The 24,439-nt window shown below is 48.1% G+C and carries 28 protein-coding genes; 26 read left to right on the plus strand and 2 right to left on the minus strand.

The annotated features are described in order from the left end of the window. Window position 1 precedes the first annotated feature (1 nt). The 24 genes from A8O25_RS09265 (at window position 2) to A8O25_RS09380 (ending at window position 20,286) form a co-directional block, all read left to right on the plus strand. A complete protein-coding gene (locus A8O25_RS09265) occupies window positions 2-631 on the plus strand; it encodes a hypothetical protein (RefSeq protein WP_066833958.1) in 630 nt (209 codons plus the stop codon). 15 nt (window positions 632-646) lie between these two features. Continuing rightward, window positions 647-1,354 carry a hypothetical protein gene (locus A8O25_RS09270; RefSeq protein WP_066833961.1) on the plus strand — a complete coding sequence of 236 codons (708 nt, stop codon included), beginning with the start codon at window positions 647-649 and terminating at the stop codon, window positions 1,352-1,354. Window positions 1,355-1,386: 32 nt separating this feature from the next. Continuing rightward, window positions 1,387-2,151, plus strand: a complete 765-nt coding sequence (locus A8O25_RS09275; RefSeq protein WP_066833964.1) for a hypothetical protein — start codon at window positions 1,387-1,389, stop codon at window positions 2,149-2,151. A gap of 19 nt (window positions 2,152-2,170) precedes the next feature. Further along, window positions 2,171-3,031, plus strand: coding sequence for a DUF4138 domain-containing protein (locus A8O25_RS09280; RefSeq protein WP_066833967.1), 861 nt, complete (start codon window positions 2,171-2,173; stop codon window positions 3,029-3,031). Window positions 3,032-3,044: 13 nt separating this feature from the next. Continuing rightward, the gene (gene traM, locus A8O25_RS09285) at window positions 3,045-4,394 is read left to right on the plus strand and encodes a conjugative transposon protein TraM (protein WP_066833970.1); all 1,350 of its coding nucleotides are present in this window, start codon (window positions 3,045-3,047) and stop codon (window positions 4,392-4,394) included. Between the two features lie 30 nt (window positions 4,395-4,424). Next, the gene (locus tag A8O25_RS09290) at window positions 4,425-5,309 is read left to right on the plus strand and encodes a hypothetical protein (RefSeq protein ID WP_153042675.1); all 885 of its coding nucleotides are present in this window, start codon (window positions 4,425-4,427) and stop codon (window positions 5,307-5,309) included. A 3-nt stretch (window positions 5,310-5,312) separates the two neighbouring features. Beyond that, window positions 5,313-5,852: a hypothetical protein gene (locus tag A8O25_RS09295; RefSeq protein WP_066833975.1), complete on the plus strand. Its 540-nt coding sequence runs from the start codon at window positions 5,313-5,315 to the stop codon at window positions 5,850-5,852. Between the two features lie 217 nt (window positions 5,853-6,069). Beyond that, window positions 6,070-6,324: a hypothetical protein gene (locus A8O25_RS09300; RefSeq protein ID WP_066833978.1), complete on the plus strand. Its 255-nt coding sequence runs from the start codon at window positions 6,070-6,072 to the stop codon at window positions 6,322-6,324. A gap of 26 nt (window positions 6,325-6,350) precedes the next feature. Then, window positions 6,351-6,716, plus strand: coding sequence for a hypothetical protein (locus tag A8O25_RS09305; RefSeq protein WP_066833981.1), 366 nt, complete (start codon window positions 6,351-6,353; stop codon window positions 6,714-6,716). Window positions 6,717-6,730: 14 nt separating this feature from the next. After that, window positions 6,731-7,042 (plus strand): hypothetical protein, encoded by a 312-nt coding sequence (locus A8O25_RS09310; protein WP_066833984.1) that lies wholly within the window; start codon window positions 6,731-6,733, stop codon window positions 7,040-7,042. A gap of 4 nt (window positions 7,043-7,046) precedes the next feature. Further along, complete coding sequence (locus A8O25_RS09315; protein WP_066833990.1) at window positions 7,047-7,247, plus strand: hypothetical protein; 201 nt, start codon at window positions 7,047-7,049, stop codon at window positions 7,245-7,247. A 388-nt stretch (window positions 7,248-7,635) separates the two neighbouring features. Next, window positions 7,636-8,031, plus strand: coding sequence for an HYC_CC_PP family protein (locus A8O25_RS22945; RefSeq protein ID WP_153042676.1), 396 nt, complete (start codon window positions 7,636-7,638; stop codon window positions 8,029-8,031). A gap of 346 nt (window positions 8,032-8,377) precedes the next feature. Continuing rightward, a complete protein-coding gene (locus tag A8O25_RS23395) occupies window positions 8,378-8,653 on the plus strand; it encodes a heavy metal-binding domain-containing protein (RefSeq protein WP_066833996.1) in 276 nt (91 codons plus the stop codon). 55 nt (window positions 8,654-8,708) lie between these two features. Then, entirely contained in the window at window positions 8,709-9,986 is a 1,278-nt protein-coding gene (locus A8O25_RS24100) for an efflux RND transporter permease subunit (protein ID WP_066833998.1), read from the plus strand. Then, window positions 9,979-11,871, plus strand: coding sequence for an efflux RND transporter permease subunit (locus tag A8O25_RS24105; protein WP_193788620.1), 1,893 nt, complete (start codon window positions 9,979-9,981; stop codon window positions 11,869-11,871). The genes A8O25_RS24100 and A8O25_RS24105 overlap by 8 nt, the downstream gene beginning before the upstream one ends. Beyond that, window positions 11,858-13,105 (plus strand): TolC family protein, encoded by a 1,248-nt coding sequence (locus A8O25_RS09340; RefSeq protein ID WP_066834004.1) that lies wholly within the window; start codon window positions 11,858-11,860, stop codon window positions 13,103-13,105. The genes A8O25_RS24105 and A8O25_RS09340 overlap by 14 nt, the downstream gene beginning before the upstream one ends. Then, on the plus strand, window positions 13,083-14,417 hold the full coding sequence (locus A8O25_RS09345) for a heavy metal-binding domain-containing protein (RefSeq protein WP_066834007.1): 1,335 nt from the start codon (window positions 13,083-13,085) through the stop codon (window positions 14,415-14,417). Before A8O25_RS09340 ends, A8O25_RS09345 begins: the two co-directional genes overlap by 23 nt. 119 nt (window positions 14,418-14,536) lie before the next feature. Next, window positions 14,537-15,628 carry an efflux RND transporter periplasmic adaptor subunit gene (locus A8O25_RS09350; RefSeq protein WP_153042678.1) on the plus strand — a complete coding sequence of 364 codons (1,092 nt, stop codon included), beginning with the start codon at window positions 14,537-14,539 and terminating at the stop codon, window positions 15,626-15,628. 37 nt (window positions 15,629-15,665) lie between these two features. Beyond that, window positions 15,666-16,730: a YncE family protein gene (locus tag A8O25_RS09355; RefSeq protein WP_161947726.1), complete on the plus strand. Its 1,065-nt coding sequence runs from the start codon at window positions 15,666-15,668 to the stop codon at window positions 16,728-16,730. Window positions 16,731-16,837: 107 nt separating this feature from the next. Continuing rightward, window positions 16,838-17,455 carry a DUF2231 domain-containing protein gene (locus A8O25_RS09360; RefSeq protein ID WP_241498975.1) on the plus strand — a complete coding sequence of 206 codons (618 nt, stop codon included), beginning with the start codon at window positions 16,838-16,840 and terminating at the stop codon, window positions 17,453-17,455. Window positions 17,456-17,487: 32 nt separating this feature from the next. Next, window positions 17,488-18,120 carry a DUF2911 domain-containing protein gene (locus tag A8O25_RS09365; protein ID WP_066834020.1) on the plus strand — a complete coding sequence of 211 codons (633 nt, stop codon included), beginning with the start codon at window positions 17,488-17,490 and terminating at the stop codon, window positions 18,118-18,120. A gap of 98 nt (window positions 18,121-18,218) precedes the next feature. Further along, window positions 18,219-18,809, plus strand: a complete 591-nt coding sequence (locus A8O25_RS09370) for a helix-turn-helix domain-containing protein (RefSeq protein WP_066834022.1) — start codon at window positions 18,219-18,221, stop codon at window positions 18,807-18,809. 36 nt (window positions 18,810-18,845) lie between these two features. Continuing rightward, a complete protein-coding gene (locus A8O25_RS09375) occupies window positions 18,846-19,874 on the plus strand; it encodes a potassium channel family protein (RefSeq protein WP_066834023.1) in 1,029 nt (342 codons plus the stop codon). Window positions 19,875-20,046: 172 nt separating this feature from the next. Beyond that, complete coding sequence (locus A8O25_RS09380; protein ID WP_066834024.1) at window positions 20,047-20,286, plus strand: heavy-metal-associated domain-containing protein; 240 nt, start codon at window positions 20,047-20,049, stop codon at window positions 20,284-20,286. 93 nt (window positions 20,287-20,379) lie between these two features. Here the strand turns inward: A8O25_RS09380 and A8O25_RS09385 are convergent, their stop codons facing one another. After that, the gene (locus tag A8O25_RS09385; protein WP_082893544.1) at window positions 20,380-21,048 is read right to left on the minus strand and encodes a DUF305 domain-containing protein; all 669 of its coding nucleotides are present in this window, start codon (window positions 21,046-21,048) and stop codon (window positions 20,380-20,382) included. Window positions 21,049-21,272: 224 nt separating this feature from the next. Then, a complete protein-coding gene (locus tag A8O25_RS09390; RefSeq protein ID WP_066834026.1) occupies window positions 21,273-21,728 on the minus strand; it encodes a DUF305 domain-containing protein in 456 nt (151 codons plus the stop codon). 600 nt (window positions 21,729-22,328) lie between these two features. On the opposite strand from A8O25_RS09390, the gene A8O25_RS22480 reads away from it, so the two are divergent. Beyond that, entirely contained in the window at window positions 22,329-22,658 is a 330-nt protein-coding gene (locus tag A8O25_RS22480) for a four-helix bundle copper-binding protein (protein ID WP_074987960.1), read from the plus strand. Between the two features lie 75 nt (window positions 22,659-22,733). Beyond that, the coding region (locus A8O25_RS09395; RefSeq protein ID WP_153042677.1) for a multicopper oxidase domain-containing protein at window positions 22,734-24,439 on the plus strand (1,706 nt) is incomplete at its 3' end.

The following is a 24,439-nucleotide window of genomic DNA, read 5'->3' on the forward strand; positions in this document are numbered from 1 at the left end:
TATGGAGGCAGTATTACTCTTTGTAGCGCACGGAATTGATGACAGTTTCCTAAGAGCCTGCGACCGCTCACTTGAAACTGTTCTGGATGTGTGCCGGTTCATTACGCCTACGTTTATGAGCATCGCCCTGATAATCTCCATTGGACGGGGTTACCTGTCTGGGAATGGCTTGCAGATTGACTTTTCGCCCATTATCAAGGCATTGGCCTTATTCCTGGTGCTTTTCTTTTACCAAGACCTGATGAATGTCCTGGGGGCTGGCATTAAAGGCGTAACGCAGCTATTTGATGGCTCGGGCAACGTAGGCGAAGCCCTACAGAAACTTACAACCCCTCCGGGCATCGCCGCCGCTGCGCAATCCGATAATGTGGCGCAGACAGACGTGGTAGAGCAGGGAGGTGCCTGGTATTCTAAAATCTATAACAGCATCGCCAACTTTTCCCTGATGAACCTGATTACCCGATTCTTTACCACGACTACGGTAATGCTGGTAAGGCAAATAGTGCTGTTTATCCGGCAATTTGTATTAGGGTTCCTGTATGTAATCGGCCCCATCGCCATCTGCCTTTCCGTTATCCCCGCTTTTTCAGGGCTGGCTGGGAAATGGATGCAAAACTTTATCGCGGTATAGTTCTGGGCTTTGACAATGAATTTACTCGATTTGATTTATTCTAATTTTGCCGACCAGAATACTGCCGTGGGAGGTGTCTTTGGCGGTTTGGTTACGCCGGGGCAAAGTTTTAATGATGTGCAATTCCTGCTGATGTCGGTCGCTTTCATTATTCTATACTGCATGGTGCCTACCCTTACCAGCTATTTCATCGGCTCCACCGCAGTCCAGGGTTTTATGAGCGCGGCGGTAGGCGTTGCTGCCGGTGCGGCCAGCACGGCAGCAGGAGTAGTTGCACCCCCTGCTGCAGGTGGCGGGGTCTCCGGCGTGCTTGGCAGGGCAATGGGATTCAGCAATTCTGGAGGCGGTGGCGGTAGTTCAGGCAGTGGGAGTTTTGGGGGGGAGAATGGGTCTGGTTCTGTTTTCTCCGGTGCGGCCCCGGCCATGGCCACGGGTGGCGGTGCCGGCACATCCGTTCGCTATAACGGCGGCATGGCTGCTGCTGCTGCTCCGGCCAGGGCTTCCAGCGGATATTCTGGCGGCGCTGATAGCCGAGCCACTGCCTATGATTCCGGTTCTAGTAACGATAGCGCAGCGCCTTATGATGATACTGATGATGGCGCTTCTGCCCTCCCTTCCATGGGTTCATCGGGATTTATGCGCAACTCAGTAAGGAGAAGGAGGGAAAACCGAAAACCTCCTGCCTGGGAAGAGGATGATTTAGATGACATATTCAATGATTAACAGATTGATTCAGGAATTTAAAGCTGGGATATATGAGTAACATAAAAGATTTGAACACCTCCTTTAAAACCATGAGAACCATTTCACTAGCCTGTATTATTGGGTTCGTGGTATTAGCGGTAAGCGCAGGATATGGGTTCTACAAGGTCACCCAGGATGCGGGGCGACGGGTGTACGTGGTAACTAATTCGGGTTCGGCAGCGGCTTTGGCCGTTGAGGAGGATACCCATACGCCGTTTGAAGCCCGGAACATGGTGAAAGGATTTATGAAAACGATGTTTGGCCACGACCAATACACGTTCAAGCAGAACCTGGATGCCGCATTGCCTTTAATTGAAGGTGCAGGCGGCCGCAGGATCTTCGAGAACTTCAACCGGGGGCAAGTGTTGCAGAATTACCAGAGATACTCGGCACGCTCAGTACTGGACGTGGACAGCATCTATTTGGACATGAAAACCCGGCCCTATTCGGGCAGAGTCTACACCAAACAGCGCATTTTTATCGGCGACCAGCAACGGCAGAGCCTGCCGATGGCGGCCAAGTTCAACCTCGTGGAGACAGACCGCTCCGATGAGAATCCTTATGGGCTGTTGATCACCGACTTTGACTACATCGCCTATAACCCACCGGTTTCGCGGGAAGAAAAAGAATTCCTGCAGCAACAGGAAGCTGAACGGCAAAGAAGACTCCGGGATGCCGCCGCAGGGGCAGGTGTAGCGCCACCTCCCGGCTATTCCACACCGGCACCGGCGGATGGTTCACCGGCTGCCCCTGGAGCTGTACCGCCCAATCAGTAAACTTCCAAAATTCCATGTTATGAAAAATACATTCTTTGGGTTTGTTATTTTCCTCTTGTCTCTGGCAGCAGGTTCGGCCAGCGCGCAAAAAGTAACCCCGCTTTCGGATATAGCCGTGTCTGATTCCTCTACCACTTATATGGTCTTCAATGGCCCGGTTTCCTTGGTGGATGTTGGAATGGCCGGGAATTACCTGGTGAAGATCGAGGCAAACGCTGTCTTTGTCCGGGCCAGGAAAAAGAACACCGTGCCTACCCCTATCCTGATCCGTTACGGCTCTGAATACTGGATGGGACGGCTGGTGTACGCCCCTGGCCCTGTGATGCAGCTGTATGATTTCAAAGACGGCACACCCAGCTTGAATAACGGAACGGGTTTTACCTACTCGGGAAGCACCCCGGATAATGAACTGGCAATGGATAAATCAGCGGAAAAGAAAGAAGTGATAGAAAGCAACCTGCTCAAGCTGCGCAAAGCCAAAGAAGAGAACCAATCGGTGGCGGTGGTGGAAAATGACCTGGTGCTGTCGCTGGCCAACATTCGCAACGACAAAGACTTCACGTATCTGCGCTTTAAGGTCATCAATAAGACGAATATCGACTACAACGTGGATTTTATTGATTTCCAGCTGGTGGAGAATTCCAAGAAGAAATTCCTTGGCAGAAAAAAGAATGAAGCCAGACGGCCCCTGGCCCCGTCCGGTGGTGAATCAAACCAGAATATCACCGGGCGTTCCACTGGTTACCTTACCTATGCTATCCCGCTTTACGCGGCCACGGAAAACGGTTACCTGGAAGTGACGCTGCGGGAACTTAACGGGGCACGGGTACTGGTACTCCCTATTCCTTCCAAAGTAATAAACAGGGCTTCTACCATTTAACGATATTGTAAGAATGGATAACCTAAACGAGTATGGCCCTGAAAACGACTTCAGGGACTCCCCAACTACCAGTTATTCCCCGCCGGAGAAAGCGAAACGCACGCCTGTAGAAATACTGAAAGAGCACTGGTTCAAGTTACTGCTCGGCTTGGTGATGGTGATTTTCGCTGGGCTGTTCCTTTGGCTGAAATCGGCGCAGAACGCGGCTGAGCAAAACACGGTACCGGTGGCTGCAGCCTCCGAGAACATTGAGCAAGCTATCCCTGAGGTGGTAACGGATAACCTGGAAAACAAAACGCCTTCCGCTATTTTAGAGGAACAGCGCAAAGCCGAACAGGAGGCACAGTATGCGCAGGCTGCTCCGTCGGAAGAAGAGGTAGCCAATGCGTTTGTGGTAGACACAGCCGGGCAGGCGGCACGGAGGCGATATAATTTGCAATTGCAACAGCAGGCAAAGCTGGCCTTCCAGGAGGTCGATACTGTGGAAACCACGGTCCAAGACCAATCCACCGGTCAATACCGCACGCAACAAATCATCGTACCGCGTAATACCAACCGCCGGAGCGGGTCCCGCCCAACCGCCAACAATATGGTGGCACCTGCTTACGATGCGGACGGAACCCCCTTCGAGACGAACCCGGAAGTGCTGCGGATGCTGGCCGCCTCTTCCCCGCAGACCCGCCGGATATATGAGCAGACGACTGGAAAGCGTTACCGGGAACCTGGTGCGGCCAATGCCCCCAGAGAGTCGCAGGCAGCCCTGCCCGGGGCCGACGGCTTCAATACCTATAAAGTGACAAATTCCCGTTTCAACCCAGGAGATTCGAATACCCGACAGGGAACCCTTACCCCTGATGTCTTTTATAAATGCGTGATTTCCGGGGAACAAAAAATAAGAACCGGTTCTGTGGTAATCATGCGCCTGCTGGAGGACGCCGTGGTATCTGGGGTAACCTTCCCCAAGAACATGGTCTTTGCCGGTATCGCCAAGGTGGAATCCAACCGGGTGACGGTACAGATTGAGCGCTTAGGCCCTACCAGGGTGAAAGCTGACATTTTTAATTTCAATTATATGCCTGGCATTATGATAGACCCGGAAAAGAAAATCGCCAAGGACACGAACCAAGGAATATACGATGCGCAGCGGCAAGCAAGCCAGGAATTGAGCACAGCCATTGACCGTTCGGCCTCGGCGGCCAATTCAGTGGTAGGGGTGGCAGGCCGTGTTGCGGCCAACGTGGTCTCTAAACCCAGGTCCCGCCAACGGCTGAGGGATGTACTGCTGCCAGACGGGTACCCTATATTGATTACTTCCGCTGCGGCGGGGCAAATGGCTCCCGCTGGCAGCGCCGGGGCCAATTGATTTATTGAGTTCAACTTTAAAAGGTGATGTATGAAAAGAGTTGTTTTTACGGTATTGGCGGCAGGGCTGCTGGTATTCCGTCCCAGCAATACGGGCGCGCAGATGGTGGTGAACGACCCTATCCACATGGGAGTACATATCAGTGATTTTGCCAAACGCCTGGCGCAATGGGCGGAAACGGTGCAAAATTACCAAGTGATAAAAGATGCGAAAACCATTGCCGGGGTGACCAAGGATATCACCGGGGAAGTAAAGGACCTGACTTCAGAGGGACTAGCCTTGCAAAAACAGATCCAGGAGGACCTGCGGAAAGTAAACAGCATCGTGGGTTTGCGCATATCCAACCCGGCAGAGTTGTTCGCCCGGGCCCTGGCCATGTCCGGAGGCAATTCAGGCACGCACTACATGCCTCACTTCTCGAAAGCGCAACGTCTGCGGGTAGCCTTGCAGAACAACAATCCGGAGGAAGACATTAAAACCATCTTCTCTGTGTTTTCCCGGACTTCTGGCGATTCTGACAACAATGACCGCATGAGTTCGGCGGAATATGTGGAGCGCCGGGAAGAATCTGCGGTTTCGGCCTACGCCTACGAGGAAATGAACCAGAAAAAGAAAATTCAGACCGCCTTGAATTATTACAAGATTGCCGACGAAATGACCGAGCAAAGCATTGAGATGAACGCCACCCTGAAAAATCCCGGACGGTTTTCCATGACCGAGGGGGAGCGCATGGCCATGATTAACTCCTCCAACGAGAACATGGTCCGGGCCATGCAACTGCGGCAGGAGGCAGATAGGCTAATTGCGGAAAGTTCGCAGAAAGGGCCTGCGCATATTGCCGCTGAAATGGTCTATACCGACTTGCTTGCGCAAAAGCAGTTGATTGATTTGGAAAGAAGGACTAAAAATTATTAAGAGATGAAAAAGGCGCTGCTCTCCCTGCTGTTATTAATCGGCATCGGTACATTGTCCCCTGCACTGGCACAACGGCACGTCAGACACATTTCCGCTTGGGGTGCGCATTATGGCCGCACCGAAAAGGGAACGTTTTATGAAGGCAGCTATTTAAATTACCTGACCGATAAATTGAGCGTGCGGGCCAGCGGTTTACGGGAGTTTGGCGACTTAAAGGTAAGTGGGAAATACGCTGCCTTCAGTGTCCGGGGTTTCTTGGCACCGCAGTTCTTCCGAATCGGGGAATTCGCCTATTTCCACCTGCTTCTGGGAGGTGCCGCATCCTACGAAAGGACGGGGGAAGATTCCGACGGGGAAGGGAGTAATTCGGGCAGACGCGAACGTTTTACCTACGGGCCCCAGGCTGGCGCAGAAGTGGACTTCTTCTTTGGCAATCGGATTTCGTTGGTTGCAACCGGGATAAAGGGGAAGACGTTTAACAAGACTCACTTGGACGAGTGGCCAGGCTTTGCCAGTCTCGGCCTTAGATACCACTTCAGATAATTTCCTATATTAATAGTAAAAAGTACCCTCCTTTTGGCAGGGTATTTTTTTGTTTAGCCATACATTTATAATGTATATTATTTAAACTATAAATGTATCATATTATATACAGACCTCGTATTATATGAATTGAACGCAGTTAAATCTATTACTTGCAGACGAATTGAGAGCGGAGGAATAACTGCTTTCTTATAAAGCTTTTATATAATTGTCAGCCATGAAAATCTCGGATGAACCGGTAAAACTGTTTTTAGAATTGCAAAAAAAGCTACCCGCAGTATTAACCTCTTTTGGAATTAAACAGGTCTACGTTTATAAGGGGATTGGAATGCCGCGCCCTACCTGGGAGGTGAAGAAGAGAAACCAAACCTTCACCATTTCAGAAATGCAGGACATCTGTGACTTGATTAATACTGGTAAAATCAAACCAAGGGAGCAAAATAAAAGTACAATTGTGGAAACCAGAAATTGATTTTATAATTTCAAAAATGTACGGTTATGGGTAGTATGTTTTTGCAGGTAGATACCCCTAACATGATGTTCAGGGAATTATTGGAGCCTATAGCTGGGCCACTGACAATAATAGTAGTGGTGGGAGTAGTTATCTATGCGTTCATAAGGAGAAGAAGCTATAACAGAAAGCTTTATAACGCCATTACCCGCCCTACGGTGATTTACCAGCAAGTTGCGGCCCCTGCTCCGGCTGTTCCTGTAGATGGTTCGCCTGTTTTATCTACAGAAGAATTCTGTAGGCTACCCTGGGAGGAAAGAGAAGCCCTTTACAGAAATAGAATCATAGAGCTAAGGGATACGAACCGGAGACTGAGGGCCAGAATGAAAGAGGCAGGATTACCGACAGACTAATTTACAATTGCAAAATGAAACCTTTGGATATTGAGGGGCTGGCAAGGCAGTCTGATTTCGACTACAGTTTCAATGGAGATATACTAACTATCCGAGACCTGGATAAAGGCAATAAATCAGTTACCAATAACATTGATAACATCTTAGCCTATATTAATCAATTCATCCCTGTATCTGATTACCTGGTTATGTACTTGGATTCCTCTGGAATTTGGGATGGCGTGGCCGTTCAGGAGATTTCGGGTAGTTTCTCCTGCCGATTCTTCCCCCTGAATGAAAAGGACTATGATAAAGCAGTAGCTAAAATGCACTTTTTACAATTGTAACGACATGAACCTCTATCAATTTAATTTTTTAGACCAAAACGGTAGGGCCAATGTAGTTTGGGAATCAGGAAATTTTATTAAAAATATAACTCAAAACGGCGTATGCAAAGCGCTCTATGCCATGGGAGATTTCTTTGCAGAAATCCACTTTTCACCGGAAGATGGCATTAGGGATGTGCAGGGGTACCCGTTTATTACCCTATAAAAACATAGGATTGTCCCTGTTGACTGTTGTAAACTAATTTAGCTCAAAATCAACCGGCCCTCCTAAAAAAGATAGAAAGCCTATAATCATTAGGGCGGTAGGGGAAAACAAAATCCCTGATGTTAGTTCTACCTAAACCGACCTCTTTTTTAAATACAAAGCATCAACTTAAATCCGGAATCTTTTGTATTTATTATTCCGGATTACAGTTCCAAGTTGGAGCAAGCATTCATACTCAAAATTTTAACCGATTTATATAAATTTTATCAAAAATTATATAACATCATAATACAAAATTGTTTATACTTTTGCAAGATTGGAACTAGTATGGCGGAAACTCTCTTTGATTGTTATCGTTTGGGACTTAGATAAATAGGTATCATCTTAGATGAAGGCACTGCAAAAATTTATTCACTTGAGCTTAATAGCAGCCATTTTACTGGCTTCTTTTGGCTTCCGTGTGAATATTTCGCATTGCCCTGGTAAGGAAGACAGTTCAATTAGCCTTTTTTCATCCCCCACCTGTTGCTGTGGGAAAGCCGCAAAAACACCAAAGAAGTCCTGTAATGACATGTCTTGTGTCATGCAAAGGGGAGTAGCCACGCAGACGAATTTCAACTCCGCGACCCAGCAGGTAGCAAAGTTTGTGAAAGAACCGGTATTGTCTCCAAACTTTACCGAAACAATCCGTCCTGCCATTCTTGAAGCCGAACCCCACTTTACATTGCCACCTCCGGTCTCCGGCAGGTTCATCGGCATCTTACATCAAACCTTTATTATTTAATACCCCTTCCCTTATTTAGGAGTGACAGCTAATTTCCCCTGCTGGTGCTAACTCCTAAACCGTAAACTCCATTCAAGATTACTTATCTGGAAGGCAGGGCCTCTATGGCCACTGTTACCTGAATGTAAGCACTTTAGCTTAACCCTTCTCAGATTCCAAGTTGAGCGGAAAGCGAAACTGGCTTGATTCAATACGGATTTTACGCCCTCAAATATTCATTTAGACTGTGCTGTTACACAGTCCATAAGCATAACCTTGCCTTGGCAGGAGTATCGGTAGGCCTATTGGCTTGGGGTAACTTCTCAGAGGAAATAACATTTTCATTTACTTTAAACATTTTCCTTTTATGAAAGCGATTGTATTAAGCATCGGCTTATCCATCCTTGGTTTAACCCTGTTCTCTGCCTGTGATAGCGGCGAAACCAAACAGAATACCACAGAGCAGACTGAAACCAAACAGGCCGTTGCAGGAGTGACCTACACCTGCCCCATGCACCCGGAAGTGGTAAGCGATGAGCCCGGCAAATGCCCCAAATGCGGTATGTTCCTGGAAGAGGCGAAAGCCGGTGAACAGCAGGATACGACTGCTGGCCATCAGCACGAAGCAGGCGAGCAGCATTAATTTTTAACTTTTCCCTCCCGGCTACCAAGACCGGGAGGGAAATCCATCACAGGCTATGATAGGTAAATTAATATCTTTTTCCCTGCGCAACCGCATGGTCGTGCTGCTGATAGCAGCAGGTTTATTCGGGTGGGGCCTCTATTCAGTCAGCACTAATAAAGTAGATGCGATTCCGGATTTATCGGAAAACCAGGTAATTGTTTTCACGGAGTGGATGGGGCGCAGCCCGCAAATCATCGAAGACCAGGTTACCTATCCCTTAGTGACAAACCTGCAGGGCATGCCTCAGGTAAAATATGTGCGCGGCGTATCCATGTTCGGCATGAGTTTCATCTATGTCATTTTTGAGGACAAAACCGACATTTACTGGGCCCGCGAACGGGTGTTGGAACGCCTAAACTACGCAAACCGCTTACTGCCCGAAGGAGCCGTCCCTACCTTAGGGCCCGATGGTACGGGGGTAGGGCATATCCTATGGTACACGCTGGATGCCCCAGGCATGGATTTAGGAGAGCAACGCGCCATTCAGGATTGGTACGTTAAGTTCGCGCTGCAAAATGTGGAAGGAGTGAGCGAAATCGCCTCCTTCGGGGGATTTCAGAAGCAGTATCAGATAACCGTGGACCCCAACAAGCTTACCTACTACAATCTATCGGTACCGCAGGTAATGGCGGCGGTGAGGGCCAACAACAACGAGAGCGGCGGACGCAAATTCGAGATGAGCGACATCGGCTACATCATCAAAACGACCGGGTACCTCAAATCAACTGAGGAGATAGAGAATATCCCTATTGTCACCCAGAATACCATCCCTGTCCAGGTAAGTGACATTGCCACGGTGCAGATGACCGGGGAAAGCCGCCTTGGGATTTTTGACATCAACGGCGAAGGAGAAGCGGTGGGGGGTATTGTGGTGATGCGGTATGGGGAAAACGCCGCCGAGGTGATTGCGAATGTGAAGACCAAAATGGAAGAGGTGTCTGCCGGTCTGCCCAAAGGCGTGAAGTTTAACATTGTCTATGACCGGAGCGGACTGATTAATGAATCAGTGAATTCCGTGAAAACTACGCTGATTGAGGAAATGCTGGTGGCCTCCGCCATCGTTTTCATCTTTCTGTTCCATTGGCGCAGCGCCTTGATAATCATCATCCAACTGCCCTTGTCGATTGCCATTGGGTTCATCCTATTGAATGCCTTCGATATTTCCTCCAACATCATGTCCCTTACAGGAATCGCCCTGTCTGTCGGGGTGATTGTGGATGATGCCATTGTGATGGTCGAAAATGCTTACCGGCACTTGGCCGAGGCCCAAACCAAAGAAAACCATGGATAAGGAAACGCGTCTTTCAATTATAGAAAAAGCTTCCAAACAAGTTGGCCCCAGCGTGTTTTGGAGTACGATTATCATTATCACCTCTTTTCTCCCGGTTTTCTTGCTGACCGGGCAGGAGGGGAAATTGTTCAGCCCCTTGGCTTGGACGAAAACATTTATACTCATCGTGGATGCCTTCGTGGCCATTACGGTTACCCCGGTGCTGCTTTCGCTTTTCCTCAAAGGCAAGTTCAAGCCAGAGAACAGCAATCCTATCAACCGAGGGCTGGAGCGGGTGTATAGCCCCATTTTGCGCTGGTGCCTCAACTGGCGGAAGACCACCATCGGAATTAACATCCTTGCCCTGCTAGTCAGCATCCCCATGTTGCTGAGCCTGGGCTCCGAATTTATGCCGCCTCTGGATGAAAGCTCAATTTTGTTCATGCCGGTCACCCTTCCGGATATTTCCAACTCCGAGGCCAAGCGCATTCTGCAGGTGCAGGATAAGATTATCAAATCGATGCCGGAAGTAGACCAGGTATTGGGCAAGGCCGGGAGAGCGAGTACGGCTACTGACAACTCGCCCATTAGCATGATTGAAACCATCATTCAACTGAAGCCCGAATCCGAATGGCGCGATGGTATGACCAAAGCCAAAATCATTGAGGAGCTTGACCAGAAGCTCCAGATTCCGGGGGTGATTAACGGTTGGACGCAACCCATCATCAACCGCATCAACATGCTGGCTACCGGTATCCGAACCGATGTGGGGGTAAAGGTGTACGGTCAAAGCCTTGATACCATCGCCACGGTTTCCCAAAGGGTGCGAAACGCCTTGCAGGATATTCCAGGGGTAAAGGATTTATACGTTGAACCGGTAACCGGAGGTAAATACCTGGAAATCCAGACCAGGCGCGAAGAGCTGGGCCGCTATGGCCTTTCTGTGGATGACGTTAATGCCATTGTGGAATCTGCCCTCGGCGGGCTGCCCATAGGCAATACCGTTGAAGGCCGGCAACGCTTCTCCATCAACCTGCGCCTGGCTCAGGAGTACCGCAACAGTCTCGACCGTATCCGGCGCATTCCCTTGCAGACCGGGACGGCAGGCACGGTTCCGCTCTCGGCGGTGGCCGATGTGCGTTTCGTGGATGGCCCTCCTATGATTGCCTCGGAAAATGCCCAGCTGCGGGGAGCCGTACTATTTAATGTGCGGGACCGGGATGTTGGCAGTACCGTGCAGGAAGCCATCAAGAAGTTAAACAGTGAATTCACCGATTTGCCCAATGGCTACCGCCTCGAATGGAGCGGCCAGTGGGAAAATCAGATTCGGGCAAACCAAACCTTGAAAATCATTATTCCGCTGGTATTGATTATCATCTTCCTGATTCTCTACTTCTCCTTCCAATCCCTTAAAGAAGCGCTTCTGAACCTGGTCACCATCCCATTCGCCCTGATAGGAGGGGTTTTCATCGTGTACTTCTATGGCATCAATCTATCGGTGGCAGTAGCGGTGGGTTTTATCGCCTTGTTTGGGTTGGCTGTGGAGACGGCTATGGTGATGGTGGTATACCTGAACGAAGCCATGAACCAGATGGTAGCCGATAAAGGCAACACAAGCCAAACGATTACAAAGCACGACATCCGGGAGTATGTATTCATGGGAGCCGCCAAGCGCCTGCGCCCGAAAATAATGACGGTTTCTGTTTCGCTCTTCGGTTTGATTCCGGTGCTGTGGGCGACCGGCGTAGGCACGGACGTGATGCTGCCTATCGTCCTGCCCCTGATTGGCGGGGTTTTTACCTCCTCCATCCATATTTTGCTGGTGACTCCCGTGGTGTTTGAAATGACGAAGGAGTATGAATTGAAAAAACACGGAAAAATAGAGATTTACGATGTTAAGCATTAAACTATATACCACGGCCGCCCTGCTGCTGATGGGCTTGGTAGCCCAAGGGCAGTCACCGGTACTACCATTGGACTCTGTGCTGCAGCGCATCTCCCGCAGCAATCCGATGCTGCGGGAGTTTGAAAGCCGGGCAAAGGCGCAGAATGCCATGGCAGAAGGTGCCCGTAGCCAGATGGCCCCTATGGTGGGAGCCGGTGTTTTCATGTATCCCTATCCGGGGCAAATGGAGATGGAAGGACAGGACGACGCTATGTTCATGACGGCGGTGGAGCAGGAAATTACAAACCCCGCCAAATTACGGGCTAGGGAAAAATACCAACTTTCAAAGGCGGCTATCGAAGAGGCTGGGCGCGACAAAGCCTTCAACCAGCTGAGAGCACAGGCAAAGACAGCCTATTACCAATGGGTCGTGCTGGAGAAAAAGAAATCTGTGCTGCTCGAAAACCAGCGCATCATGCAATTCATGCTCAAATTGGGCAAAGTCCGCTATCCCTACAACCAAAGTTCATTGGGCAGTATCTACAAAGCCGAGGGCCGGTTAGGGGGAGTGGAGAATATGCTGGTAATGAATGACAGCGAAATCATCAGGATGAACATCCAACTGAACATGCTGATGAACCTGCCCCCGGACACCCGTTTCCGAATAGATACCACCGCACAGGCACCGAAACCGACAATTTTACCGGACACCGCCTATTTAAGCGCCGCCCGTAGCGATATCCGGCAACTGGACCGTACCATCGAATCCATGCGCCTCAACCTCCGGTTGGAGAACATGCAACGCAAGCCGGATTTTGGGTTACGCTTTGAGAACATGATGCCGCGCGACAGGATGATGCCCCAGTCTTTCACATTAATGGGGATGGTGTCAATTCCTATTGCCCCTTGGTCCTCGAAGATGTATAAATCCAACATCAAAGCCATGGACTTTGAAATCCAAGGGATGCAAAAAGGCCGGGAGAGCCTGTTGAACGAGGCCCAAGCCATGGTGGCCACCATGGCTCAGGAGTTGCAGACCAAGCAAACCCAGGTGCGGAACTACGAAACCAAAATCATCCCGGCTCTGCGCCGCAATTATGAAACCACCATGCTCAGCTATGAACAGAACACAAGCCAATTGCCGCTGGTAATCGATGCATGGGAAGCGCTGAACATGGCCCAGATGGAATACCTCAACAACCTGGAGCAATTGTACCTGATTGGAGTAAATTATGAGAAAGAGCTGGAAAAATAAATTACTGTGGCTGCTGGTACTGCTGCTGCCCTTTTCCTTTACAGGCTGTAATGAAGCCGGGGATGGTGCAGAAGCGGCCAATGACATTCAATACACGTGCCCGATGCACCCGCAGATTGTCCGCGATGAGCCTGGTTCATGCCCTATCTGCGGCATGGACTTGGTAGCGAAGCAAACCGCAGATGCCCCCGCCATCGCCATTTCCTCAGATTTGGAATATTTGCTGCAACCCGCGAACCAGGCGGTGGTTTCCGGCATAGAAACCGCACAACCTGTTCAAAAGCAGGTACAACAGGAAATCACTATGAGCGGCGTGGTGACCTACGATACCCGGCGGCAGTACATCATCCCGGCCCGGTTTGGGGGACGGATTGAAAAACTCTATGTACAGTTTAATTTCCAGCCTATCCGCAAAGGGCAGAAACTATATGATATCTATAGCCCGGAACTAGTGACGGCTCAGAAAGAATTGCTTTACCTGCTTGAAAACGACCCGAGCAACTCTTCCCTGATTAATGGGGCGAAACAAAAGTTGCGGCTCCTTGGCGCAACCGCTGGCCAAGTAGAGCAATTAATCCGAAGCGGGCGGGAGACCTATACTTTTTCTGTGTATAGCCCCTATTCCGGTTACGTGCTTGACCCTGCCGTAGCAGCCAGTCCTTCTCCCGTAGCAACCGCGGCACCCGCGGCCCCGGCAACGGGCGGCGGCATGGGAGGAATGGGAGGCGGTGCCACGGGAACAGGCAGCAGCACGTCACCCCCCGTACCGAGCGGCGGTTTCTCCATCCGGGAGGGCATGTACGTGAGCACGGGGCAGGCTTTATTAAAAGTGATTGATGCTTCTCAGGTATGGGCCCAGTTCAATATACCTAGCAGCCAAGCCGGGCAACTTAAGAAAGGTACCCCAATCTCCATCACCTTCAACCAGCTGCCGGATAAAACGGTGCAGTCGGAGGTAAATCTGGTAGAACCTGTTTACGAAGCAGGGGAGAACTTCGCACAGGTTCGGGCCTCCCTCCCTGCCGGGAATACATCCACCTTGATTGGTCAGCTAATCACCGGGAAAGTTACATACAACACCGGTATGTCGCTATGGGTACCCAAGGAGGCCGTGCTGGACATAGGTACGCAATCAGTGGCTTTCCTCAATAACAATGGGGGTTTTAAACCTATTAGTGTTCGTATTGGCGGTTCGGCGGATGGCATGGTGGAGATATTATCCGGCCTGAGTGCCCAAGATACGATAGCGGTCAATGCGCAATTCCTGGTGGACAGCGAAAGTTTTATTCGGGTAGCAGATAATAATAGATGAAAAAGACACTAAATATAGCAATAGTCTGGCTCGTGGCTCTTTCCTTAGTCGCTTGCACAAGCAAAGATGAGAATGCCAGTTCTGGGGCTGTAGGGGCAGAAACCACTTACACCTGTCCCATGCATCCGCAAATTGTGGAAAGCACCCCCGGTTCTTGCCCGATATGCGGAATGGACTTGGTGCCGGTTAAAGCGCAAACTGCCGCTGAAAAGAATGCCGGAAGCATCATGCTGAGCGAAACCCAAATGAAGCTGGGAAACATAACCACCCGGCCTGTTCAGATGGGGCAGGTAGGAGGCAACACAATCCTTACCGGCAGGCTAGCAGTGGACCAAACGCAGGCCGATTTAATCAGTAGCCGTGCCGCCGGTCGTGTGGAAAGGCTATATGTCAAAGAAACAGGCCGACCTATCCAAAAAGGCCAACCGCTCTATGACTTGTACAGTGAATCCTTGCTGACGCTGGAGCAGGAATACTTATTGGCCTTGGACCAGGTGAAAGCGTTTCCGGAGGGGAAGCAATTTGCCTCTATCCTTGAGGCTGCCAGAACCAAGCTCCTGCTAATGGGCTTATCAAAAGCCCAGGTAAATCAGATAGCCCGCTCCAGGAAATTAGATGCCCGTATCACGTTCCTGGCCCCAGCCTCCGGTATCGTCACGGAGATAGCTGCTGCCGAAGGTGCTTATGTGGCTGAAGGCAGCTTGCTTTACCGACTGAACCGCTTTTCTACCATTTGGGTGGAAGCTGAACTCTATGCGCAGGAAGCAGGGCAGTTACAGGTCGGCACCCCCGTAGTGGTCACGGTATCCGGCGCACCGGCTCCGATTCAAACCAAGATTACTTTCATAAACCCGGAATTTCGCCAAAACAGCCAAGTGGTGGTAGCACGGGCAAAACTGCCAAACCCGAATGGGCAACTGATACCTGGCACCCAGGCTACCATTACCCTTCCTGCTCCGGAAAACCAGGCACTGACCCTGCCACTCGATGCCGTCATACGGGATGCCCGCGGGGCGCACGTCTGGGTGAAAACGGGGGAGAATACCTTCAACTCTAAAATGGTTACCCTAGGGGCCGAAAGCGCGAATCAGGTAGCCATCACCAACGGGTTAAGTCCGAACGATACAGTAGTGGTAACTGGGGCCTACTTACTCTACAGCGAATATGTATTAAAAAATGGCACGGACCAGATGAGCGGTCATAATCATTAAAATTCAAATTAAAACTCAGGAGACCATGCTTTACAATATGCAAAAACCACTTTTCATAGCCTTTTTACTGTTCGGTTTTTCGGCCTGTAACTTTCATACCGAAGATGACATGGACGGAATGGATGATATGGGCGGTGGGGAAGGAATGAATATTGATTATCCGGCGGCTTATGTAGTGAATGGGGAATCAAACAATATAGAGGTGCTTAATTTACTTGACCTCTCCCAGAAAGCGCAGATTTCTTTGAATGGGGCCACCTTCCCGCACCACATCAATTTAAGCCCCGATAAAACGAAGCTGGCCGTAGCCATTACCAGTACCGATTTAAGCGGTGGCCATGACTCAGGCGGTATGAGTGGGATGGATGGGTTCAAAGTAATCGTGTTGAATAGTTACACCGGGAAAATCGAAAAAGAGATACTGCTACCCAGAATGCCGCACAATGGGATTTTCAATGCGAACGGCTCTGAGTTATGGATTGCCCAGGAGGATGAGCAGCAAAGCCAAGTGTTGGTTTTCAACACCGGTAACTGGAGCCTCAAAAACACCATCAACGTTGGAAGAGGATTGTCCGAGGTCACCTTTTCGTCTGACGGCACGAGAGCCTACGCCGCAAATACCCTGGATGCCACTGTCTCCATTATTAACCCGGACACCAAAATGGTGTTGGCCACCGTGGCGGTGGGCAAGGACCCGGTTGGGGCCTGGCCGGGCGCAAATGGCTTCATGTACGTGGACAATGAAACCGACCAAACCGTTACGGAGATAGCCGTAGCCTCAGGTGCGATTACAGAAACCATTCACCTAGGCTTCAAACCGGGCTACGTGGCATACCACCCCTCCAAACAAGAACTTTGGGTTAGCGATGCAACCAATGGCCAAATCGCTTACTACACGCAAAACAACAGCCTGTGGGCTCTACAAGGCCATATCGCCACAGGAGCCGATGCGCACGCCATCGCCTTTTCCCAGGATGGCGCAACAGCTTACGTCACCAACCAAGGAGCGGGAACAGTCTCCGTCATCAGAGTATCCGACCATTCCGTTACCGCCACGGTTCCGGTGGGGAAAAAACCGAACGGACTTGCAATCCGGCAATAATATCTATCTCACGAATACTAAACCCGATTTAAAATATGAGACCTTTCAACACCTTTCTTTTCCTGCTGTGCTTTTTATTTATATCCGTTGCTTTAAGTCCCCGAACCGTGATAGCCCACGGTGGGGAAAAGCACAAGGAAAAAGCTAAGGCTCCCCAAGCTGACTCCTCCAGACAAGAACCAGAAGATTCTCGCGATACGGTTGTTCTTAAAGACGTTACCCCGGCAGAACATGCGGGACACGTAGCCAATCCAGGGGAAGTACATGCGTCTTTGGCTGACTTTCCGCACATCCATCCCCTGATTGTCCATTTCCCTATTATGCTGCTGATGATTGCGGCGGCCATGCAATTCGTCAATATCCTGTTCCGGAAAAAGGAGCTGAATTGGGCGGTGACCATTATGGTACTGGTAGGCTTTGTGACGGCTTATGCCTCCTCGTACTGGTCGCATCCGCACACTTCGGGGCTCTCCGCCCACGCGGAACTCGTTTTGGAGCAGCACGACAAATACGCGGATTACACAGTTTACCTGGCCGGCATTGGGTTAGTGGCCCAACTTCTAAGCGTGCTGGTATTCAAAGGGAAACGCTGGAGCATCGCCATAGCTGCCGTTATCCTGATTGGTGCCGGGTATGCGGTTAGCATGGCAGGCCATTACGGTGCCCAGCTAGTTCACATTGAGGGCGTAGGTCCGCAGGGAAAATTCCTGGAGCAGCACCATTAAAGATATTTATACAAATCACCTAACAAGTTATCATGATACAGAAAGTAACCATCTATTTTGTTCTTACCGTCTTCAGCTTTTCCTTGATGTTCTGTAACCAGAATTCCAACTCAGAACAAGCACAAGAAAGAGATAACCCGACAACTTCACCCGCCGCCCCTCAGTCGAAAGCAGAGGATGCTGTCACCATAGCGGAACAACCTGAACCCGACACCCTCAAAGGGAGCTTGAAAGCAGTGGCTACAGGGAAAATAGGTTCTGTAAACCTACGAATAGACTACCATTCACCTGCCGTCCGGAATCGGGTGGTGTGGGGCGGTCTGGTGGCTTATGACCAAGTTTGGGTGACCGGGGCCCATTCCGCTACTAGCTTACAAACGGATGGCCCTATCGTCATAGGAGGCCAAAAAATACCTGCTGGTCAATATGCCTTGTTTACCATACCTGGTAAACAAGGGTGGACGGTGATATTAAATAAGAAGTGGGAGCAGCATCTGGCAGATGAGTATTCTGAAATGGAAGATGTAGTCAGACTTTCGGTGCAGCCTGAAACCAGTCAGCATCAGGAACGCCTACGCTACGAGATTAGACCCGAAGGAGAGAAAAACGGGAGTATTATTATGAGGTGGGAGAAATTGACCGTCTCTATTCCTATTTCCCTTTAGAACCTTATTAATCAGCTTTTAAAAGTTAAAGTGCCTAAAGCTCCTTCTGCTCTAATCCAGAGAATCAAATATTTTTATCAATAGTGTAATTTATTATTATGGAACTCCAAACCGATGATACCAAAACCACCATATGCATCAAGAACATGGTGTGTCCTCGCTGCATCCGGATTATAAAAGAGCAGTTAACTCTTCTGAATCTTCCGGTAATTGAGGTTCATCTGGGCCATGTAGATTTGGAGCGTCCATTGGAGCCTGCCGAGAAGGAAAAGGTGAATGAATTCTTAAATGATTATGGATTTGAATTGCTGGAAGAAAAGAAAGCAAAGTTGGTAGAGCGGATAAAAACTTTGATTATTGACGCAGTTCACTATAAGGAAGAAAAAATCACTTCTAACTATTCAACTTACTTGGCCCAAACCATCGGAAAAGATTACAGCACCCTAAGCCATGCATTTTCATCAATGGAGAGTATCACCATTGAAAAGTACATCATTCTTCAAAAGATAGAGTATATCAAGGCTCAACTAGACTATGAAGAATTGTCTCTGGGAGAAATAGCCTCAAAGTTGCACTACAGCAGCCTAAGCCATCTCTCCAAGCAATTTAAATCTGTCACCGGCTTTACCCCTTCCGAGTATAAGAAACTTCAGCTTAGAGGCCGCCAGACACTTGACCAATTGTACTAGAAATAGAAAAGAACCATGGTTATAACCTAAACACTTATGAATATTCTGTATCTGCTTTCTGGAACTTCTATTTTCATTATTACTACGGTAGACATAATCAAAACTACTCTATCCACAAAAGGGGGAGGTGTGATTACAAATAGAATTTCAAAAGCTGTTTGGAAATTATTTTTCTCAATGTCTGGCCGGAACGGAAAATCCACTGTTTTAGAATTCGCGGGCCCTGCCGTCTTAATAATGGTACTTCTGGTCTGGATTATTGGCTTGTGGGCAGGTTTTTTTCTTTTGCTTTTATCAGATGGGGACTCCATCATAAACAGCACATCTAGAGAAAACGCTATGGCCTTAGAAAAGCTGTACTATGCCGGGTTTACCCTATCAACCTTGGGTGTGGGTGATTTTGTAGCCTCCTCCAACAGTTGGCGGATACTCACTAGTTCGATGGCATTCACGGGGCTGGTTTTTATAACAACCTCCATTACATATTTTTTGCCGGTTTTATCGGCGGTAAACCTGCAAAGCAACCTAAGTTTGTATATCAGCAGCATGGGAAGGACACCCCAGGAAATGGTGATAAAGAGCTGGAACGGGGGAAACTTTTCTTCCTTCTTTGATTGTGTCCCGAACATGTGCCAGATGCTTATAAAGCACACCCTTAACCATCATTCCTATCCCATCATTCACTACTTCCACAACAAAGAACCAAAACAGGCCATCATTGTACAGGTAGTGATGTTAGAAGAAGTTTATTATCTCCTTAGACAGGTGGTTTCTACGGAAGTAACCTTAGATGAAGTAAAAATGACCATGTTGCGCACCGCCCTGGATACTTATTTTAGCTTAGTGAAGAAAAACTTTATACAAGAAGAAACCAGCCAAAAGTATCCTCCCTCTCCAGAACTCGCCCCCCTGCTGCAGTCAGGGATTCCAGTTAAACAAGAAGCTAGTATAAACCAAGGCAATGGCCAGCAGCAACAGGATAACCGGAATATTCTCACTGCCCTTTTGGGGAGCGATGGTTGGTCCTGGCAGGAAGTTTATCCGACAAAAGATATTGTTGGGTAACAATTCTTTAAACCCCATAGTGGGCAACGTTTAGCAACCTAATTAACCGCAGTTTTATACTTTAAAATAATAACGCGTTTTGAAGGCTGAAAAGGCAAAAAGCCCTTCAATTGGAAACTCTCCTGGTAGTCCTAAGTAAGAATTATATCATTAATGTAAAGTCTGAAATAGTATGGAAATCATAAAATTCAAAACCACCATGGGTAATCAAAGCGATGTAACGAAAGTTGCCCCCTATCTGGAAAAAATCAAGAGTATATCCAATTGGCAAGTAGATACAGAAACAGAAGAAAATGTGCTGAGTGTTTCCGGCAAAGATTTAAATCCTCAGGCCATAGAGAATGCCGTTCAGGAAGCAGGCTTTCAGGCAGAGATACTTAGGGTAGTGGGCCTAAGCGGGGATGAATTGTAAATCTAAATTGAAACACCCATAAATTTATAAAGGAGAACCTCACTTGAAGGTTCTCCTTTATAAAACAATGTATAGGCAATGAAGTAATTCTTGCTATTGCGGATGCTCCTGCAGCCACGCATCCAACTCCTGCTTTTCCTTTTGCTGCTCATCCATGATTTTCTGAGCCATGGCTTTTATTTCCGATGCCTTCGCCTGAGGCAGATAAGCTTTAACCATATCTATTCCACTTTGGTGGTGCATGCTCATAAGGCTCGCAAAATGATGGTCGGTGGTACCAGCCATATTATGGTTCATGTTGGCCATCATGCTTTTCATGGGCTGCATCATCTTCATGGTAGCAGCAGTATCACCCGTAGCAGATTGGTTGCTTTGAACAAAACTTCTAAGTTTTTCCTGCTCCTCTTTTTGCTTCGGCTGGCTCTTTTTAGCCAAATTGACGAGCATTGTGTCACTGCCATTACTTTCCTCTTCCTGGGCCATCTTAATCGCTCCTTCGTGGTGGGTGGCCATTAAATTGGCAAAATCCACATCCGGATTTCCGGTCATTTTGACCTCCTGCATTGCCGTCATATTCTCGTGCATCAGGTCCATCATGTCATTTGACTTCCCAGCTTCCATGTTGTGGCCGGAATGGTCTTCTGTTTTCTCCATATCGGAGGCCACTTCCGTTTCACCGGAGTTCTGACTACAGGCGGTAAAGAATAAGGAGGCCCCGCAAAGCATTGCCACCCACTTAGAATTAAACTTGTTATTTTTCATAGTTATTGTTAAAGATTAAAAAGTAAATCTTACGGAAAGAAGAAGACATACTGCCGGTAAAACAGAGGTGATTGATATGTATAATGTCACCTTTCGTAGTAGCAGTTTTAAATTTATGAAGAATTTATTCTAGCACAGATATTCACTTTCTCATCCATGGTTCAAGATAACCCTGTTGGAGGTTTGTCTCAGAAAACAGCATCAGAACAATGTTTGGGAATAAATTATTCTTCATCCATTCTTTTCAGGATAGCCTTCATTTCGGCAATTTCCTTCACTTGGGACTTGATAATTTCGTCAGCTAGTTTTTTCAATTCAGGGTCTTTGATATTGGCTTTCTGGCTAACCATGATGGCGGAAGAGTGATGAGGAATCATTGCCTTCATGTATTGCTCATCAGCGACTAAGACTTGGTTTCTTAAAAAGAACAAGGCCCCAACAAACACTACAGCGCTTGATGCATAAATTATCATGTTTAACTTTTTATCTTCATACATGTTCCGCATCATCAATAACATTACCACGGCCATAGGCGCTACCATCAATAAGGTAGTATAGACCCTTGTAGCACTTAGATAAACATGTTCTACTTGGTCTACATTTAAGAACATTACCGCGTACATGATTACAAACGAGACTGTTAGCATGTAAAGGAACTTCTTATAATGGTTGCTTTTCATTTGGAGTAGTTGTTTTAGCCTGAATTGTGTTTTGCCAATTCCCAATCGCCTCTTTGGTGTATAGCTTATTGTAGCACAATATATTAGAATACAGCTATACTCTTTGGATAAGCGTTTTATACGAAGCGCTCAAAGACTAGTTATTTAGGGCAGATAGAGCAAAAAGGATTTAAAATATCTGAATTTTGGTTTTCGAGCCAATAAATGCCCATAAATAGGGAGGCAGGAGATAGCCACTATATTAATATGCATTATTATATCAGTCTTTTCTTAAATTATACAAATAGTTTCTCTCATCATTTAACCCTAGAAAACACATAGGTATTTTATTGTGTCACATTACTTTATAAGTGAATCTTTTACTAATCAATATAATTGGCTTAAGTATCATAAGGCTCCTATGCCCCTGTTGATGATGGTGATAAAATATTAAAAGATGAAACATCTTTTCTCGGTGGTGCCATGATAGTGAAGGTTACTCAAAAAGCACAGAAATACCCAAATTATATAAATCTAATCAAGGATAATTAAAAACATATGTCTCCCGATAGGGTAAAACTATAGAGTTCACATAATTAAATAACATAACTAATTATCCCTATGCACAATTCTCAATATCAATCCGTTATACAAGCCCTTAATGCTTGTGCTGCTGCCTGTGACCATTGTTACGATGCCTGTTTACAGGAGCAGGATGTTAAAATGATGGCTCGTTGTATTCGCCTGGACCGTGATTGCTCCGACATCTGTAAGCTCACTGCCAGCGCACTAGCCCGTAATTCAGAGGTAGCGAAAACACTCTTGCAAGCCTGTGCCGACATTTGCCGGGAATGTGGAATCGAATGCGCCAACCATAAACACATGCAGCATTGTTTAGAGTGTGCAGAGGCTTGTAAAGCCTGTGAAGATGCTTGCCGGAGCGCACTTTAATAGAATCTTAGATACGACAAAAGACGTCTCTCCTTTATTGGTAGGGACGTTTTTGTCGTTTATAATAAGTCCTTTATGATAAAATCTACCCCTCTTGTTGCAGTACTAGTTATATTATTATTACTGTATGGGAACGAAACAAATGCTCAAACTGATACCGTTACCTATCACATCTCCATTAGCCAGAAAAATGTAGATATCGCTGGTAAAGAGAGTATGGGCCTGACCATAAACGGGTCTATCCCAGGACCTACGTTGCGGTTTCCTGAAGGAGGCTACGCTGTCATATACGTCAAAAATGAGATGGATGTGGAAACTTCCGTGCACTGGCATGGCTTGCTACTGCCTAATTTCCAGGATGGTGTCCCTTACCTTACCACACCTCCCATTGAACCGGGCAAAACCCTCAAATACGAGTTTGCCTTAAGGCATGCGGGCACCTATTGGTACCACTCCCACACCGGCTTGCAGGAACAGTCTGGCGTATATGGTTCCATTGTTATCGAACCCAAAGAAAAAACGTTGGACTACGCCCGAGATTTTGTCGTGGTTCTGTCTGACTGGACATATGAGAAGCCAAAGAATGTCTTGAAGAACCTGAAACGCGGGCTAGAAATCTATGACATACAGAAAGGTACGTCAACCCCGCTGGGCATGGTCATAGCAAGGGGTGCCTTGGGGGCACAGCTTAATTTCTGGCGACAACGGATGGAAGGGGCCGATATAGCAGATATTTACTATCCTGCTTTCCTTACCAACGGTCAACCTGTGCAGGAATACCCGGAGTTTACACCGGGAGAGAAAGTAAGGCTACGCATTATAAATGCCGCCGCCTCCAGCCAATTCTGGTTGACCTTCGGCGGAGAAGAACCGCTGTTGGTAGCCGCCGATGGTTTGGATGTAATGCCTGTGCAACGGAACAAAACGTTTATTGCCGTAGCTGAAACCTATGATTTCATTGTCACCATTCCGCAAAACGGTAAAATGGAGGTAAGGGCTACCGTGCAGGATGGCTCCGGCCAAACAAGCGCCTTCTTCGGGCAAGGCAATACCCTTAACGCGCCAGATGTGCCCCGGCCAGATAAAGTAGCCATGATGCAGCAAATGGCCGGGATGAACATGAGAATGGGGGCTCCTGCCTCCAAGTTCAATCCGGGAAAGGAAGAACCTGTTGAAATGATGAACAAATGGGGGATGCAGATGAAAGGAGAGATGGGCATGGGGCAAATGGGCGGAATGAATCACGGCACGGCTGATACGGGCAAGATGCAAAAAAGGAGAAAAGATGGGATGAGTGTTTCTAAAGATTCTCTGGCCACCTCTAAAACAAGCCATGCCAACATGTCCCACCAAGGAGCAAACCGGCAGGCAAACAAGATGGAAATGGAAAAATCGGGGGAGAAAATAAAAACGGATTCAGTGTCCGCTAGTGGAATGGACCATTCCGGAATGGACCATGGGAAGAATACTGCCTCCATGAGAAAATCAGCCAAAAGCTCCGGAATGCCTATGGCAGGGATGGGTCAGGAAAGTAGCGAGCAAGGCATGCCCGGCATGGGCATGTTTGCTGAATACAACTATGATTACTTAAAATCGCCGGAGAAAACAGATTTCCCAACCGATAAAACGGTTAAGGAAATGGTGCTGAACCTAACCGGTAACATGGTGCGCTACATATGGAGCCTGAACGGAGTGCCATTAAATGAAGCGGACAAAATAAAAATCAACAAAGGCGAAGTAACGCGCATTACCCTTAACAACCTGACCATGATGCACCACCC

Origin of the sequence: Rufibacter ruber (assembly GCF_001647275.1) — a bacterium.
Lineage (GTDB): Bacteria > Bacteroidota > Bacteroidia > Cytophagales > Hymenobacteraceae > Nibribacter > Nibribacter ruber_C.